The organism is bacterium CG_4_10_14_0_2_um_filter_33_32 (assembly GCA_002792735.1).
Classification (GTDB): Bacteria; Patescibacteriota; CPR2_A; order CG2-30-33-46; family CG2-30-33-46; genus CG2-30-33-46.
Genome location: PFOW01000034.1, coordinates 1 through 15,629, shown reverse-complemented (window position 1 = coordinate 15,629; position 15,629 = coordinate 1). Strand labels below are relative to the sequence as shown.

Here is a 15,629-nt window from a genome sequence, read left to right as displayed (position 1 = left end):
ACAAAGAGAATACACCAATCTTTGGGTAATATTTCACCCATTGATTATTTAATAAAAACTGTTCCGGAGTCTCAAATGTGCGTGACGCGTACACAGGCTTGACTTTTTAGCTTATTTGTGCTAAAATATATTTATGGATGAATATATTAGCCGGTCTGTAAATTTGGTCAAAAATGTCGATAAAAAATATAATTTTAATCTATCTGAGATTAATAATTTTATTATTAATGATTTATTGAATGGTAAAGAAAGAGAAGTCTTAACAAGACGCTTTGGCGTATTTGATAAAAAACCTGAAACCCTAGAATCTATAGGATTGACATTTGGAGTTACTAGGGAAAGAATCAGGCAGATTGAAAAACATATATTTAACAAGATCGGTTCTTCAAATAATTTAAAGCCCGTATTTAAGTATTTAAACGGTATCATCAATGATAATGGGGGGATTATGTCAACACTGGAACTAGAAAAAAAATTAAATTTAGAAAACTCTGAAAATAAATATTCTTTACGTATAATATTAGAGTCATCTCATGATTTAACGAGAATAGAAAGTCCTAAAATAACAGAATCTTGGTTTAATGTGAGAATTGGACAAAATCTTATTTTAAGTATTATTAAAATAGCTGAAGAAATATTAAAAGAAAATAATAAATCTTTAACAGAAAAGTATTTAACTGGTATGATTCTAAAAGAGATTAACCCTATCTACAGAGATACGGTTAATGTTGATTTAATATCATCGGTTTTTTCTTTTTCAAAAATTATTGGTAAAACGCCAGAAAATGAATTAGGTTTAACTGACTGGGGTATTGTTAACCCAAAAAACACGAGAGACAAGGTATATGTAGTTTTTAAAAAAATCAAAAAACCTTTACATTATAAGGATCTTACAGACCTTATTAGGAAATCTGGTTTTTCCAAAAAAAACATTAGTGTTGAAGCGGTGCATAATGAACTAATCCGTGATCCTAGGTTTGTTTTAGTCGGTCGAGGTATATATGCATTAAAAGAATGGGGGTATAACCCTGGAACAGTTGCAGAAGTTATAGAAGATTTATTAAAAAAAGAACAGAAGCCAATGCACAAGAATGATATTATTGAAAAAGTCCTAGAGAGAAGATTAGTTAAAAAAAATACAATACTTCTTAATTTACAAGAGAAGCCCCAGTTTAAAAGATTAAAAAGAGCAGTTTATTATTTAAGGGAACAATAAGTGGAAATATTATCAATATTATCAAGATATATATTTTTTATAATTTTTATAGCCATTTGGGTAGCTATCCCTGTTTTTCTTTATTATTCTTATCAAAATAAAAGAAGAAGAGAGTGGATTGAGTCTCAAGAGTATACTTTAATTAAAATTTCCGTACCAAAAGAAAACGAAAAGGGTCCATTATCCGCTGAACAGATGTTTGCAAGCTTGCATGGAATATTTAAGCCCAACAAAGAAAGAGTCAGAGAAGGATCTCTCCAGGAACATATAAGTTTTGAGATTGTTTCTTCTAAAGAAAGGATTTCTTTTTTTGTCTGGCTTCCTACTCATCTTAAGGACTTTGTAGAGGGTCAAATATATGCACAATATTCTAAAGTAGAGTTTGAAGTAATAAGCGACTATGCATCTAATGAGTTTTCTGATTATCAAATTATTGGTACAAATTTAGTGCTTAACAAAAATGATGTTCTTCCTATCAAAACTTTTCTTAACTTTGAAGAAGTAGACCCGCTATCAGGTATAACAAGCGTGTTATCTAAGATTAATGATCCCGAAGACCAGATTTGGATTCAGATTCTTTTTAAGCCAGTAGACGATATATGGCAAGAGCGGGGGATAGCTTACGTTAATGCAGTTAGGGAAGGTCATTCGCCAGATTCTAGGGGGTTTGGTTCAATAATAAAAGACGGAGCCGTTGGATTTACAAAAGAACTTTTGAAAGCTGCTGTAGCGCCACCAGAAACACTCACACAGCCAGCAGCGCCAGTAAAGGTAGCACCTGGAGATGAAGCCAAAGTAAAGGCAATAGAAGAAAAAATTGCTAAATTAGGCTTTGGCGTTAAGATTAGAATTGGATATATTTCTAAAAAATCGGATCTAAATACAGCAAAAATTAAATTAAAATCAGTTGTCAGCGCATTTAAACAGTTTAATACAGTAAACCTTAATGGTTTTCAGGCAGGATCATCAGTCGCTGGTGATCAGTTTGTAAAGGATTATAGATCAAGATTGTTTACAGAAGAAGGCTTTGTTTTGAATATTGAGGAGTTAGCAAGTATATTTCACCTTCCTAATATTTCAGTTGAAACGCCTAATATTGATTGGACTGGTTCCAAAAAAGGTGAACCGCCAGAGAATCTTCCTGTAGCAACCGGAGCTGATATTGATAAGGAAATATCAGTTTTTGCAGAAACTAATTTTCGTCATAAGAAGGAAAAATTTGGCGTAAAAGAAGATGATAGAAGAAGACACATGTATATTATCGGTAAGACTGGGGTAGGAAAAACTAACATGATGGAGAATATGGTTATTTCTGATATTAACGCCGGTCATGGGGTAGCGGTTGTTGATCCTCATGGAGAATTTGTTGATAAGATTTTACAATACATTCCTAAAAACCGTATTAATGACGTTGTGTTATTTAATCCGGCTGATATAGATCATCCAGTTGCATTTAATCCTCTTGAGACCGTAAGTGCTGATCAAAAGAATCTAGTAGCCTCAGGGTTAATAAGTATTTTTCAGAAGATTTGGCAAGAATCATGGGGGCCAAGGTTAGAATATATATTAAGGAATACGATAATATCTTTATTGGATTATCCTGACAGTACTATGTTCGGTATTCTTAGAATATTAGTTGATAATGAATATCGTAAAAAGGTAGTAAAGAGTTTAAACGATCCTGTTATACACGACTTTTGGACTAAGGAATTTGCACAATATAACGAAAAGACAAGAGTTGATGCTATTCTTCCTATACAAAATAAAGTTGGTCAATTTCTTTCTAGTCCAACTATCAGAAATATCGTAGGTCAGCCTAAGAGTAAAATTGACATTCGGAAAATTATGGATAATAAAAAAATATTATTATTAAGATTAGCGCAGGGGCAGATAGGGGAGGATAACGCAGCTTTATTAGGCGCCATGATGATTACAAAAATGCAGTTAACCGCAATGAGTCGAGTTGATGTTCTGGAAGAGAAACGTAATGACTTTTATCTTTATGTTGATGAGTTTCAAAATTTTGCAACAGAGAGTTTTGCTAAAATTTTATCAGAAGCTAGAAAATATAGATTAAATCTTATATTAGCTAATCAATATATTGCACAACTTTCAGAACCTGTTAGAGATGCAATTTTTGGTAATGCCGGTAGTTTAGTTTGTTTTAGAGTAGGAGCAACTGATTCTTTGTTTTTGGATAAAGAATTAGAGCCTGTGTTTGATGCAAATGATTTGGTAAATCTTGATAAATATCAAGTATATGTAAAATTATCGGTTGATGGGGTTACAGGAAATGCTTTTTCTGCTAAAACATTAAAAATACCTGAACCAACGGATGATAATGTTCAAACTATTATTAGGGCTAGTCAAGAGAGATATGCTACCGATAGGGAATTTGTTGAGCAGAAGATTTCAGAATGGGCCGCTTCTAATGAAAAAGAAAATAATTTAGGCGCAGAGAATGGTCAAAATGTTCAAGAAACGCAAGTTAATAATTATCAAGGCTATGGAAGGTATTTGCAAGAGATTAAGGAAAATATAAGTAAGAAGCCAGTCGAGAGCATGGACGATCAACAAAAATTAGAAGAATCGGTGAGTAAAATTGAAACAATAAAGCAAATTGATAAAAATGATATCAATGGTATTGAAAATATCCCTACTGTTAAATCAGAGCAGATAAAAAAAATGACATCTAAAATTATACAATCAAGAGACATCAACAAGTCAGAGGATAAGTTAGAGATAAATAAAAAAATTCTTACTGATGTAAATCAAGTTTCTAGACCATCAGAAAAGCAGCCAGAAATTAACAATAATGAATTAATATATCAATCCTTTAAATCAGATACTAGCCATATCGTAGAAGAAACAGGGGATAGTAAGGATGAAGATCAGGAGATGAAAAAGGAAATTAAGCCTGGTGAAATAATCAAGTTTGATTAAAAATAGATTGTTTTTAGTTATTAAGAGCACATAGAGTTTATATTATCTTCGTGTTTTTAATTTGTTTACGAAACATTATTTTAATAATATTATCTTCTGTTTGGCTCAGGGAGTATCGTGGTAATATGTCGTACAATGTATGTTGCAAGACGTTGTACTAAATAGTATTGGGGAGAAGTAGTAAGTTTTATTTTAATTTATAAATTGTTTTATTTTTAATTGTTAGATCAATATATTCTATATTATTTTTCTTTGATTCTAGTTGTTTTAATGTTTCTGATAATTTATTGATTTGATCGTCAAGGCTTTTTGTAGTATCAAGTATTAAACTAATACTCTCTTTGGTATGGATATTTAATATAAATGTTGTTTCTTTGATACTGATATAGTCAATATTGATGCTTAATCCTTTTAATCTATTAGTTAAGTTTTCAACAAAGCTTACAAAATTTGGATAAACAACTCTATCATCATTACCGATCGGTAAATTGCTTTCATCCTTTATGGTTATTAAGTCATTGTTGTTATCAATTTCTTTAATAACAAATCCTTCGCCATCAATTAAATATTTTTTATCTTTTGTTTCCCAAACTATAGATGCTTTTTTGCACCGAAATATGACTTCTATTGCATTTGGTATTTTTTTTGTGATGCTAATCGATTTAATTTCTTTAATTCTTTTTTGTATATTATTTTCAGCCTCCCTGCTATTAAATAAGATAATATTATCGTTATTAAAGATAAATAACTTATTTCGCTGTAATTCTTCTTTAATGTATGTATCTACTTTTTGCTGAAATTCTCCGTCGCCACTTATTTTTATGTTTTTAATTTTTAGATAATCAGATTTGAATAAATAGATTATTAAAAAAGAAATAATTATTATAATTAAAAAAATAACCACTTTTTTTAAAAATATAGATATCTTCCCTGTTCTGATTTTTTTTCTTTGCGAAAAAACCTTCGGATTTCTGTATACTTTATTATAAACCTTTCTTTTCTCCATATTTTAGTTCCTTTTCTATGATTAGATTAATTAATTTTTCAAAGCTGATATCAAATTCTTTTGCTTCTTTTGGCAATAAACTTTCTTGAGTCATTTCAGGGATTGTATTAATTTCAAGTATAAATATTTCCCCTTTTCTAATTATCATGTCTGTTCTTGAAATTGTTTTACATTTAATTAATTTATGTACTGTGGTCGCTAATTCTTTTGCTTTGTTCTCTATTTGTTTTTCTATTCTTGCGGGTACAATTTCTTCGTTTTGCCCTGAATATTTTGATTTGTAGTCAAAAAATTCACTTTCTTTAGGAATTATCTCAATAGGCGGTAAAGAAATTAATTGATTATTTATCTCAATTACACCAACGCTTATTTCCGTGCCTTTAATATATTCTTCTAGTATTAAGGATTGATTTTTCTTCAATTACTGGAACCCTCATTAATTGGTTTTAGAATTGATGGGAAAGTAAGATTTTTTTTAATATTAGACTCTTTGTTTATTATAGAAAAATTAGGTGTTTTTATCTTATTTGCAGTTAGAATTGTTTTGGTTATTTCTTTATCCATACCAATAACTGAAGCAAGAATGCCAGAACCCGTATATTTTATTTTTAATGTTTCGAGAAATCCTTGTATTGAGCCATCCTCTCCGCCTTTTCCGTGAAGCGCAATAAACGCAAGATCAATATTTTTTTTCTTTGCCAAGTCTATGATTTTGAAAATTTCTTTTTTTGTATCTATTAGTTTTACGTTATATTTCTTTTTATTGATGTTTTTAGATATCATTAAGCCAGTTTTTAACGAGACTATTCTTTCGTTAGAGTCGCCGCCATATAACACTACTATATTCTTTTTTTTCACCTCCATCCCCTTTCTTCTAGGTATCTTATTTCTCTTTCTAAATGAATACCATATTTGTTCATCGTTTTTCTTTTTATCTGGTTAATCAAGTATTTAACATCCGCTGCTTTTGCGCCACCTAGATTAATGATGAAGTTTGCATGTATTTGGGATATTTGAGCATTGTTTTTCTTTTTACCTTTCATGCCTAAGTCTTCTATTATTTTTCCTGCAAACATTGATTTAGGATTTTTGAATATACTACCGGCAGAATAGCCGATAGGTTGATTTACTCTATTTTTAATGACTGCTTTCGTTATTTTATCTGGTATTTTTTTGGATATTTTTTTTAGTTTAAACGTAGCTTCTAATAATATATCTTTATTATTTTTAAGATTACTTTCGCGATAGCCAAAGCCAAAATAAGATTTATCTACTTCAATTATTTTACCGTTAGACTTTAATAATTCTGCTTTATATAAAATATTTGAAATATGTTTGTTTTTCATGCCGGCATTGCCAACTACCGCTCCTCCTACTGTACCAGGTATGCCAATTAAAAATTCTATGTCGCCTAGATTATTATTTTTTACTTCTTGGAGCAGCTTGCTCAAAGGTAATCCAGCACTGCATGTAATTTTATCTTTTTCTATGTTTATGCAGTTAATATTAGATATCTTGATTATTAATCCCCTATACCCCTTATCATTAACTAAAATATTTGATCCATTACCAATAGCAACATAGGGAATATTTTTCTTTTGGGCAAAGTTAACCGCTTTCAATATATCTCCATTACTGTTTACTTCAGCAAAGTAATCAGCCTCCCCCCCTATTCTAAAGGATGTATAGTTACATAAAGATTTATTTTTTACAATTTTCATTTAAAAATAACTCTCCTACTTGATAAACTGGGCCTGCCCCGATAGTTAATATTATATCCCCATTTTCTGCATTTTTAGATAAATATTTTGCCGTCTCCTTAAATGATTCTATATACAATGTATCTATCTCTTTTTTTTCTTGAATTTTTTCTACTAGTTTTTTTGAGTTAACGGCTTGAATGTCTTTTTTAGTATCTCTAACTTCATATATATCATTTATGATTAATTTATCAGCTAAGTCAAAGGAATTTATAAAATCATTGAAAAATAGCCGAGTTCTAGAATATTGATGAGGTTGGAATATGCACCACAGCCTTTTTCTATTAGTGTAAAAATTTTTAATTGCTTCCAATGTTACCTTGATTTCTGTTGGATGATGTCCATAGTCATCAATTACTATAATTCCATTTTTTTCTCCTTTGAGTTCCATTCTTCTTTTCGCGCCAGTAAACTCTAACAAGGTTTCTTTAATAGTTTTAAGATTAACGCCTAACTTTGAAGTCACAATTATAGAAGCCAAGGCATTCATTGTGTTATGTTTGCCGGGTACTCTAATTATAAAATTATCAATAATCTGTTTATTTTTAAATACGTCAAAAGATACCTGACCCTTTTCTTCTTTAACATTTTCAATTCTCCATTCTGCCAAGCTTTCTGACATCCCATAGGTTATTATCGGAAAATCAAATTGAGTATTTGTTAATATTTTCTGAATGTTTATATCATCAGCATTTACAACTGCGAAGCCATTTTGGGGTACTAACTTTAAAAAATTTTTAAAAGCATCAATTATTTTATCTATATTTTTGAAATAATCTAGGTGCTCTTTTTCTATATTGGATATTACCGCTATGCTTGGCTTAAGTTTTAAAAATGAAGACTTATATTCACATGCCTCAACAACGATTAAGTCACTCTTTCCCTTTATCCAATTTTGGTTGCCAAACTCTTTTATGAGACCCCCTACGGCAACAGTAGGATCCATACCAGCTTTATCCAGTATTACTGAAATCATTGAAGAGATCGTTGTTTTGCCATGAGTACCAGCAACGGCAACGCTTCTTTTGTTTTTCATTAGTTTGCCTAGGTATTCTCCCCTGTCTTTCATAGCTATTTTTAGCTGCCGTGCTTTTAATACCTCGGGGTTATCTTTACTAATTGATGATGTAATTATGATAAGATTTGTTTTTGGATCAAGGTTGCTTCTTTTATGTCCTATATAAATTTTTACACCCAAATTTCTTAAGTGTTTTATATTATAACTATCTTCTATATCAGAACCACTAACAATATAGCCGCTTTTTACCGCAATGCCGGCAAGCGCACTCATCCCTATGCCTCCTATTCCTATAAAGTGTATTTTCATAACTTATTCAATTTTAAATCAAAGAGGCAAATTTTAAAAGCTAAAAATGATTTTGTAGGATTTCATAGTTAGTAGTTAATTATTTTGTAATTTTTGACAAAACAAATTAATAAAAATACCAATATAATATTTAAAAACAATTATATATTTGTTATATTTAATATAAATTGATCTTTGATATTTATAAAAAAGGGGCTGTTATTATGGATTCTTGTCCTATAGAAAGATTCCTTGAATTTGATAATCAGAAACAAGTAAGAAGTGATGATTATTCTATAGTTAACGAGGAAAATATTAGAAAAATTTCTAAAAGTGGACAAAAATACAGGCGCATACTTAGTCTTGCTGGTATAAATTGTGCGGGTAAAGATACTGTAATTAGTTTTTTAGAATCTTCTCGTGACGATATTATTAGATTAAAACTACATACTTCTAGGCCACCCAGGATAGGCACACAGAAAGATTATCCGACAATGAGAGAAATTAAAGATGCAAATAGTATCGGTAGCGACATAGGAAATTATTATTTTACTTCTAGGGAGTATTTAGAAAAAAACATGGATGGCTCTTTATTGTTTAGATCTAAGGGTGATTATTATTACGCACTAATGATGGAAGAAGTCGTAACGAAAATATTCGAAGCAAGGAAGCATAGAAAGATATTATTAATTCCTGGAGTTTTTATAACATGTTTAGTTCTCAAAAAAGAATTATTCAAAAATATGATGATAGTCTATCTTAGGACGCCAATTAAACATTTACGAGAAAGATTAGAAGATCGAGAGAGATTGCAACATAGGCGTGATATTTTAACTCCGCAGGAAAAAATAAGAATTGATCGTACAATTGAAGACGCGCAGCGTTATAATGTGTTAGCTTATGTATTATATCCGCTAATAATAAATTATATAGTTAATAATGAAGACGGCCGCTTAATGGATACGATATTCAAAATAGAAAGCATTATTGATAAAAAATTATAGAAATAGGGGGTATAAAAAAACTATTGATATATAACAAAAATCTTTGGAGTTTAGCATTTCAGAGATTTTTTCTTTAAAGGAGTACGCTATGAAGGTTTGTATCATATGTAATTCTGATAATTTAACTGAGATAGTTGAGAAAAATTTAGTCAAATATTATTGTTCAAGTTGTAAACAAAAATCTTCTCGTTATCTTGATCGTGGTCGAATTAAGAAAATAAATACAAATTATGGAATCAAACATCAGGTTGTTAAAGCTATCATTAAAAACGGAAAAGGTCAGATACTTTTTATAAAAAGAAGGACTTATCCTTTCGGCATTACAATACCAGCAGGACATATTGATAATGGTGAGACGTCAAGAGAGGCATTGGATAGAGAGGTTTTTGAAGAAACAGGCTTACGAGTGAAAAAAGCGAAATTATTCTTTAAGGAAGTGGATGTAAAAAACTCTTGTCGGGCCGGCGCGGATTACCATGATTGGTTTGCTTATGAATGTGAAACACAAGGCACGGTAATGGAAAACTATGAAATTGATTCGGTTTTTTGGTCGCCACCCGAAGAAGGACCGAATATTAGCCCTAGAAATAAAACAATTTTTGAGGCTTATATAAATTATGGAAAATAATGAAGATATAAGACAATTGCTTTATCAAATAAGCAATGCAGTCTCTAAATTGAGTTTAGATATGGATGATTATTTATCTGTTATTAAAGAAACAATAATGGCAAACTTAGGAGTTGATAATTGTTTAATTTTTATAGATAGAAAAAAACCAGATTTTGCCGATATCATTGATTTTATTAAAAATAAAAAAGAGACTCTTTTAGTATTTGATATTCAAAATAATTGGCGTTTAAATTTTAAAAGCCCATTTAAAGCTGGTTCATTAGTGATTAGCCCAATTCTTCTTGAGAATAAAGTTATTGGTTTAGTTATAGTTCATTGGAAGAAACCAAAGCTAATTAAACAATATGAATTGGAAGTATTAAGATTAGTTTCATCACAAGTTGCTTCAGCTGTAAACATTCATGATTTACATAATAAAGTTGTTTCTCAGCGCGATAAACTAAAATCGGTTGTGAGTGATCTATCTGATAAACTGCAAACAATCAAGATGCAGGAACAGAGATGGCACACTTTTTTTCAGACTGTAGATATAGGAATGATTATATATGACTCTGAGGGTATCATTATTGACACTAACCCGGAATTTTGCAGGTTGTCCGGGTTTGAAAAAGAAGAATTAAAGGGGCATCTTGCTTGCGAAAGTAGGAGCCTTTATAATCCATTTTCAAAAACAAAAATAGGCAACTTCTGCCCTGCTATGGAAATAGTAAAAAGAAAAAGAATACACAAATCTCAAATAATTAAGAATGATGAATTATGGCTAAAGCAAAAAAACGGCGAATTTAAGTGGGTATCTGTTAGCGCCTATTCTATATTAGATAATTTCGGTAAGTTAGTGCTTATAGTAGAAATAATTAGAGATATAGATAAATTAAAAAAAATTGAAAAAGAAAGAGAGGACTTTATAACTTCAGCTACACACGAACTAAGGACTCCCCTAACTGCTGTGAGAGGCTATATGAGTATGATACTTAACAATAAGGGGCTTAATGAAGAAAATAAAACTCGGTACCTAGAAAGGGCCTATACATCATCTGAAGAGATAATGGATTTAGTTGAGCGAATGTTAGAAATTATCAGAATCAAAAGCGATAAATCTTCTATTAAGTTAACAACAATTGATTTAATCGAGCTTATAAATGATGTTATAGTTAATCTTAACTATAACATTGAAAAGACAGGTATTAGCGTTAAAAAAGACTTTACTACCCAGCCTGTTTTCGCGTCATCTGATTATAAACGTCTTAAAATAGTCATATCTGGAATTATAGATAATGCTATTAAGTATTCGGGGGGAGATTCAATAATTATTAGTCTTGTAAAAGATCATAATGATATCATAATCAATATTCGTGATACCGGAATAGGTATATCAGAAGAAGATATCGAAAATATTTTCCAAAGATTTTATAGAGTGAGTGATTCTTTAACATCACGTGTGCCCGGTGCTGGTTTAGGATTATATATTGCTAGAGAGTTGGCTAATGAAATAGGAGGAGAACTTTCGGCATCTAGTATAAAAGGTGAGGGTACTACATTTAAAATCCGTATTCCTTTAGTTTTACAATTACAATTACCATGCACAAAATAAATAAAAATTAATGGAGGAAAAATGAAAAAAATATTTTTAATAGAAGATGATGTAACTTTAGCAGAGATGTACGAAGAACAATTTAAAATGTCTGGATTTGATACGGTGGTAGCGAAAAATAGCGAAGAAGTGATTCAAAAGATTGATTCTAGCATGAATCTTATTCTATTAGACATTCTCCTGCCGGACAAGAATGGGTTTGAAGTCCTAAAAGACATAAAATCAAAAAATGAATATAAAAATATTCCTGTAATTATATTAACTAATCTTGGAGTAAAAGATGCAGATAGAGATATCAAGCTGGCTATTTCTCTGGGTGCTACTGATTATCTTGTAAAAGCCTATAATACGCCAGATCAGGTTGTAAATAAGGTAAAGGAAATTCTAAAATAGATTTTATATTCTAAGATTTTGTCTTAGACATTTTAAGAAAATAGCTGCCTTATTAGGAGGGCTATTTTTATTGATACAGCGTCATCAAAATTTCTTGGATCTAAGCCTATTATTCGTGAAATCTGGTCTAATCTATAAATGACGGTGTTTCTATGAATGTGAAGTTTTTGCCCGGTGCTGGTTAGATTAAGGTTTTCTTTAAAGAAAAATTCAAGGGTTTTTAATAAATCATTATTAGTTAAATTACCTAACAATTCAGAAGAAAAAGTTAATTTTTTTCTCGTGCACCGTCGCCTATTATAGAGACTATTCCTAAATCATCAATGAAATAACTTTTATCACCCCCGTATATTTTTTCACCTAATAATGCAGTCATTTTTGATTCGTTATAAGCTTTTATTAAACCCTTTATACCTATGTAAGCTTTACTGATTCCAACGGTTATTTTTTTAGTTTGATGATTCTTTAAAGGATTAAATATCTCAGAAAAATTTTTATTAATAAGCTCAATTGCTTTATCTTCATCGGAATTTGAGATATCTTTAAAGATTATAAAATAGTCTTCTCCTAAATATGCGATAATATTATCAGAGGCTTTCGTAAAGAAGCCCGAAATGGCATTCTCTATTTCTTTTTTCCAATGTTCTATTACTCTAGTTCGATCACCCTCGAATCTATAATCATTTAGTAAGCAATTTTCCCAAAATCCCTCTATCTTAATAAAAATAGCTATTCTTGAGATATTTAATTTATGGCCTAATATTGAAGCTTCAGAGATAAGGTATGGTATTTTTTTAGGATCATTTTCGAATAACATTTTTGATATAAATTGATCGGTTGAATCTTTAAGGGCTCGAGTTTTTTCTATCGTTTGCTGCATTAAAAGTTCTGTAAAACTTTTAATTATTTTAGCCTGTTCTAGGCCGTTATTATCATCATTATTAACAAGTAAAACACCTAAACTTTTACCTTCATAAATAATAGGAATTACTATTTGTTCCTCGCCTCTTATCTCTAATTCTTTAGGTTGACTTTCAGTAAAAATATTAGTAGAAAGATTGGCTTTTCTCCCTACATTATTAGGGTAGCTTGAAGCAATGTATCGGTTTTCGGTATCAACAAAGCTTACTTCTTTACCTAGCAAGCTCATTATATGGTTTTGAATTTTCTCCGCTTGTTCTTTGGAGATTTCCATTTGCTTAGTGCCTTTAAATAAGTTTGATTAGATTATATTATAAATTTGTTTAGTGGTAAATTCCTGCCCTCATTTTTAACAAGAGCAGGAAACGTATTGCTAATCTTTCCTAGTCTGGTTTTTAATTAAACCTTTTATTTTTAAATGTTAGATCTAGGAAAGATTTAGCCTTCTTTAAAATTTTAAGTTAAAAGAAATTCATTATCATTGTAATATCCTACAAAATAAATTATCCACAAAATCGTATTATTGTTGAAATTGACAACAAATATTTTAGAAGCTAGAATGATACCATGACCGAAAGAGATCTTAAAGATATATTTATTAAACTAAAGAAAAAAATAGTGAATGATTTTAAGGGGAATATAAACCCTAGTAACCTGAATTGTGTTAAAATTCAAGTCTCGGGATTTACCAATAAACTAAAATCTGTTTATCCGTATAGAGGATTAAAGGATATACCCGCTTTTTACGAACATGAGGAAAGAACTATTTTATTTAATAAGGATTTAGTAAAACTACTAGATAGAGATTTTATTATTAATATTCTTTATCATGAACTTCTTCATGCATCAAGTTTTAGAAAGATCGATAAACATAAAGATAAAACCACTGTAAAATCTGGTTTTTATACCCAGATTTTTAAAAAAGGAAAAAAGATTAATTATTTTAAGCTTTTGAATGAAGGAGTAATACAATATTTTACCAATAAGAAAACTGGTTTTGTTAAAGACTCTGGCTATCAGTGGGAGGCAAATCGTATCTCTTTTTTGATAGAAGATATTGGCGATAGTATTCTAGAAAAGCTTTTTTTTCAAGGAGATATTAAAGGGTTTGAAAAAATTATTCATAAAAATTTTAATAGCACAAAAATTTTGGCTATCTTAAAATAAAAATAGTCCTGTGATACAGGACTATCCCAAACTATCTTATTCCTAAGGTTTTTTCCTTCTTGTATAAGTTTTTTTACTGCTTGACCGCTTTTTTTGCCTATTGTCTGATAAAATTCTTTTCCATATTTTCTTGCTGTTTTTCTGCCTCCTATTCGCCCGGCTTCTTTAGTAGTCATGGCAGGCTTAGCGTTAGCTTTTTTGGCCATTTTTCCTCCTTATCCTTCTGAGCTCTCTTTCGCTTTTTTAATAAGGTCTCTTACCTTATGTCCACCCATTGTTCCAATTTTATGATAAAAATCAGGCCCATACTTTTCGCTTACAACCCTTCCCCCTTTTTGACCGATTTTCTGGTAAAACTCTGGTCCATATTTTTCACTCACTGCTTCTTCACCTTTTTGACCAATTTCCTGATAAAATTCAGGCCCATACTTTCTGGAAGTTGTTGCTCCTCCCTTTTGACCTGCTTCTGCGGTAGTGATAGATTTTTTTTCTTTAGCCATACTAATCCCCCTTTATTTTTTATAATTTTATTTCATACCTCCCTTAGCTTTCTGTATAAGTTCTCTTACTCTATGGCCACCCTTGGTGCCTATTTTGTGATAGAATTCTGGACCATATTTTTTGAATGTGCTGGTCCCGCCCCTTCTTCCTGCTTCTGCAGTAGTCATAGGTTCTTTTTCTCCTGGCATTCTAGCCATAATTAATACCTCCTTTATTTTATTTATTTGCCTTTTTTACTTTTTATCATTTTATATTCTGTAATTCATTTATGCTCTATTTTTTATAGAAGTCATGTTCATTTTTTCCAGAACTTCCTTAAAAGTGCTTGTGCTCTTTTTTAGGCGTGGCTTATTTTATCTATCTTTAAGCAATATTTAGTGTAATTTATTCTTATCAAAGATATTGGATTTTTATATTTTTCTAAATGTTTAATTAAGCTTATTCATGCTTATAATAATAAAGTTAGTAATTATATTAATATAAAAAGTTATTGTTTTTTAAATTTTATTTGTATATTTTGTTATAAATACAAAATATAGGTGAAATATTTGCATAAGTTCAGAAACATATTGGACTCTAGGTAAGGAGTCTAAATGTAGCAAATCTATCTTGCAAGCTACTTTAAGGGATATAATCGTCTTATGAAGTACATATACGATATATCTCACTATTCTCTAAAGCAAAAGCAGTTAATCGAACAAAGAATAAGAATTCTTAAGTTCTTTGACGAATTTGGGCCTATGGTCACCAGAGAAGCTTTCAATAAAGGAAGATCAACTATCTTTCTTTGGAAAAAGAATCCAGACAGACAACGGATCTGAGTTCGAGAAGCACTTTAGGACATATGTTAGGAAAAACAACATAGTTCATTTTAATAGCTACCCAAGACGTCCCAAGGAAAATGCTTATGTGGAGAGATTCAATAGAACCTTAAAAGAGCAATACATAAACTGGCACAGAGAAAACCTGTGTGATACAGAAGAGTTTAATTTAGCAGAGGATTGATGCAATACTTAATCTGGTATAATACTAGAAAAGCTCATAGGTCATTAAACAAACAACCACCTTTAAAATATTTCTTGAATAATTTCATCTTACCCCAAAAGTCCAATATGTTATGGACTCTTACAAAATCAACTAGCCCCAAACAAAAAAGAGAAATGATAGTAGATTACAGAATCATTGAATGG

General features: G+C 30.4%; 18 protein-coding genes and 1 pseudogene. 9 read left to right on the top strand and 10 right to left on the bottom strand.

Annotated features, from left to right (window positions below; translation table 11 throughout):
- Positions 1-133 precede the first annotated feature (133 nt).
- Positions 134-1,216, top strand: a complete 1,083-nt coding sequence (locus COX95_02330) for a hypothetical protein (GenBank protein PIZ86073.1) — start codon at positions 134-136, stop codon at positions 1,214-1,216.
- 1,161 nt (positions 1,217-2,377) lie between these two features.
- Positions 2,378-4,159 carry a hypothetical protein gene (locus COX95_02325; protein ID PIZ86075.1) on the top strand — a complete coding sequence of 594 codons (1,782 nt, stop codon included), beginning with the start codon at positions 2,378-2,380 and terminating at the stop codon, positions 4,157-4,159.
- A gap of 187 nt (positions 4,160-4,346) precedes the next feature.
- On the opposite strand, the gene COX95_02320 is transcribed toward COX95_02325, so the two are convergent.
- The 5 genes from COX95_02320 to murC are packed head-to-tail and all read right to left on the bottom strand — an operon-like array spanning position 4,347 to position 8,252.
- Positions 4,347-5,165 (bottom strand): hypothetical protein, encoded by an 819-nt coding sequence (locus tag COX95_02320; protein PIZ86072.1) that lies wholly within the window; start codon positions 5,163-5,165, stop codon positions 4,347-4,349.
- The gene (locus COX95_02315) at positions 5,143-5,586 is read right to left on the bottom strand and encodes a hypothetical protein (protein ID PIZ86071.1); all 444 of its coding nucleotides are present in this window, start codon (positions 5,584-5,586) and stop codon (positions 5,143-5,145) included. The genes COX95_02320 and COX95_02315 overlap by 23 nt, the downstream gene beginning before the upstream one ends.
- Positions 5,583-6,029, bottom strand: coding sequence for a hypothetical protein (locus tag COX95_02310; GenBank protein PIZ86070.1), 447 nt, complete (start codon positions 6,027-6,029; stop codon positions 5,583-5,585). The genes COX95_02315 and COX95_02310 overlap by 4 nt, the downstream gene beginning before the upstream one ends.
- Complete coding sequence (locus COX95_02305; GenBank protein PIZ86069.1) at positions 6,020-6,886, bottom strand: UDP-N-acetylenolpyruvoylglucosamine reductase; 867 nt, start codon at positions 6,884-6,886, stop codon at positions 6,020-6,022. The genes COX95_02310 and COX95_02305 overlap by 10 nt, the downstream gene beginning before the upstream one ends.
- The gene (gene murC / locus COX95_02300) at positions 6,867-8,252 is read right to left on the bottom strand and encodes a UDP-N-acetylmuramate--L-alanine ligase (GenBank protein PIZ86068.1); all 1,386 of its coding nucleotides are present in this window, start codon (positions 8,250-8,252) and stop codon (positions 6,867-6,869) included. The genes COX95_02305 and murC overlap by 20 nt, the downstream gene beginning before the upstream one ends.
- A gap of 203 nt (positions 8,253-8,455) precedes the next feature.
- Here murC and COX95_02295 point away from each other — a divergent pair, with 203 nt between their 5' ends.
- The 4 genes from COX95_02295 (at position 8,456) to COX95_02280 (ending at position 11,850) form a co-directional block, all read left to right on the top strand.
- The gene (locus COX95_02295; protein ID PIZ86067.1) at positions 8,456-9,235 is read left to right on the top strand and encodes a hypothetical protein; all 780 of its coding nucleotides are present in this window, start codon (positions 8,456-8,458) and stop codon (positions 9,233-9,235) included.
- A gap of 88 nt (positions 9,236-9,323) precedes the next feature.
- Positions 9,324-9,863: a hypothetical protein gene (locus tag COX95_02290; protein ID PIZ86066.1), complete on the top strand. Its 540-nt coding sequence runs from the start codon at positions 9,324-9,326 to the stop codon at positions 9,861-9,863.
- On the top strand, positions 9,853-11,457 hold the full coding sequence (locus COX95_02285; GenBank protein ID PIZ86065.1) for a hypothetical protein: 1,605 nt from the start codon (positions 9,853-9,855) through the stop codon (positions 11,455-11,457). The genes COX95_02290 and COX95_02285 overlap by 11 nt, the downstream gene beginning before the upstream one ends.
- Positions 11,458-11,478: 21 nt before the next feature.
- On the top strand, positions 11,479-11,850 hold the full coding sequence (locus COX95_02280; GenBank protein PIZ86064.1) for a response regulator: 372 nt from the start codon (positions 11,479-11,481) through the stop codon (positions 11,848-11,850).
- Between the two features lie 32 nt (positions 11,851-11,882).
- Here COX95_02280 and COX95_02275 read toward each other — a convergent pair whose 3' ends face one another.
- Both COX95_02275 and COX95_02270 read right to left on the bottom strand, forming a co-directional pair.
- Positions 11,883-12,104, bottom strand: coding sequence for a hypothetical protein (locus COX95_02275; GenBank protein PIZ86063.1), 222 nt, complete (start codon positions 12,102-12,104; stop codon positions 11,883-11,885).
- A 14-nt stretch (positions 12,105-12,118) separates the two neighbouring features.
- Positions 12,119-13,045 (bottom strand): hypothetical protein, encoded by a 927-nt coding sequence (locus tag COX95_02270; protein ID PIZ86062.1) that lies wholly within the window; start codon positions 13,043-13,045, stop codon positions 12,119-12,121.
- A 293-nt stretch (positions 13,046-13,338) separates the two neighbouring features.
- Between COX95_02270 and COX95_02265 the strand changes: the two genes are divergently transcribed.
- On the top strand, positions 13,339-13,938 hold the full coding sequence (locus COX95_02265; GenBank protein ID PIZ86061.1) for a hypothetical protein: 600 nt from the start codon (positions 13,339-13,341) through the stop codon (positions 13,936-13,938).
- A 50-nt stretch (positions 13,939-13,988) separates the two neighbouring features.
- Here COX95_02265 and COX95_02260 read toward each other — a convergent pair.
- The 3 genes and pseudogenes from COX95_02260 to COX95_02250 form a co-directional block, all read right to left on the bottom strand.
- A pseudogene (locus COX95_02260) lies at positions 13,989-14,144 on the bottom strand (Em GEA1 (EM1)).
- 9 nt (positions 14,145-14,153) lie between these two features.
- Positions 14,154-14,438 carry a general stress protein B gene (locus tag COX95_02255; protein ID PIZ86060.1) on the bottom strand — a complete coding sequence of 95 codons (285 nt, stop codon included), beginning with the start codon at positions 14,436-14,438 and terminating at the stop codon, positions 14,154-14,156.
- 27 nt (positions 14,439-14,465) lie between these two features.
- Positions 14,466-14,627 carry an Em GEA1 (EM1) gene (locus COX95_02250; GenBank protein ID PIZ86074.1) on the bottom strand — a complete coding sequence of 54 codons (162 nt, stop codon included), beginning with the start codon at positions 14,625-14,627 and terminating at the stop codon, positions 14,466-14,468.
- A gap of 535 nt (positions 14,628-15,162) precedes the next feature.
- Here COX95_02250 and COX95_02245 point away from each other — a divergent pair.
- Positions 15,163-15,444: a hypothetical protein gene (locus COX95_02245; protein PIZ86059.1), complete on the top strand. Its 282-nt coding sequence runs from the start codon at positions 15,163-15,165 to the stop codon at positions 15,442-15,444.
- Positions 15,444-15,629, top strand: a 186-nt coding sequence (locus tag COX95_02240) for a hypothetical protein (protein PIZ86058.1), incomplete at its 3' end; no start/stop codon positions are given. The genes COX95_02245 and COX95_02240, both read left to right, overlap by 1 nt.

Excerpts from the sequence above, each read along its gene's own strand:
- COX95_02290 (PIZ86066.1), top strand. The coding sequence starts at position 9,324 with ATGAAGGTTTGTATCATATGTAATTCTGATAATTTAACTGAGATAGTT.
- COX95_02330 (PIZ86073.1), top strand. The coding sequence starts at position 134 with ATGGATGAATATATTAGCCGGTCTGTAAATTTGGTCAAAAATGTCGAT.
- COX95_02285 (PIZ86065.1), top strand. The coding sequence starts at position 9,853 with ATGGAAAATAATGAAGATATAAGACAATTGCTTTATCAAATAAGCAAT.
- COX95_02320 (PIZ86072.1), bottom strand. The coding sequence starts at position 5,165 with ATGGAGAAAAGAAAGGTTTATAATAAAGTATACAGAAATCCGAAGGTT.
- murC (PIZ86068.1), bottom strand. The coding sequence starts at position 8,252 with ATGAAAATACACTTTATAGGAATAGGAGGCATAGGGATGAGTGCGCTT.
- COX95_02280 (PIZ86064.1), top strand. The coding sequence starts at position 11,479 with ATGAAAAAAATATTTTTAATAGAAGATGATGTAACTTTAGCAGAGATG.
- COX95_02305 (PIZ86069.1), bottom strand. The coding sequence starts at position 6,886 with ATGAAAATTGTAAAAAATAAATCTTTATGTAACTATACATCCTTTAGA.
- COX95_02270 (PIZ86062.1), bottom strand. The coding sequence starts at position 13,045 with ATGGAAATCTCCAAAGAACAAGCGGAGAAAATTCAAAACCATATAATG.
- COX95_02255 (PIZ86060.1), bottom strand. The coding sequence starts at position 14,438 with ATGGCTAAAGAAAAAAAATCTATCACTACCGCAGAAGCAGGTCAAAAG.
- COX95_02250 (PIZ86074.1), bottom strand. The coding sequence starts at position 14,627 with ATGCCAGGAGAAAAAGAACCTATGACTACTGCAGAAGCAGGAAGAAGG.
- COX95_02265 (PIZ86061.1), top strand. The coding sequence starts at position 13,339 with ATGACCGAAAGAGATCTTAAAGATATATTTATTAAACTAAAGAAAAAA.
- COX95_02310 (PIZ86070.1), bottom strand. The coding sequence starts at position 6,029 with ATGGAGGTGAAAAAAAAGAATATAGTAGTGTTATATGGCGGCGACTCT.
- COX95_02295 (PIZ86067.1), top strand. The coding sequence starts at position 8,456 with ATGGATTCTTGTCCTATAGAAAGATTCCTTGAATTTGATAATCAGAAA.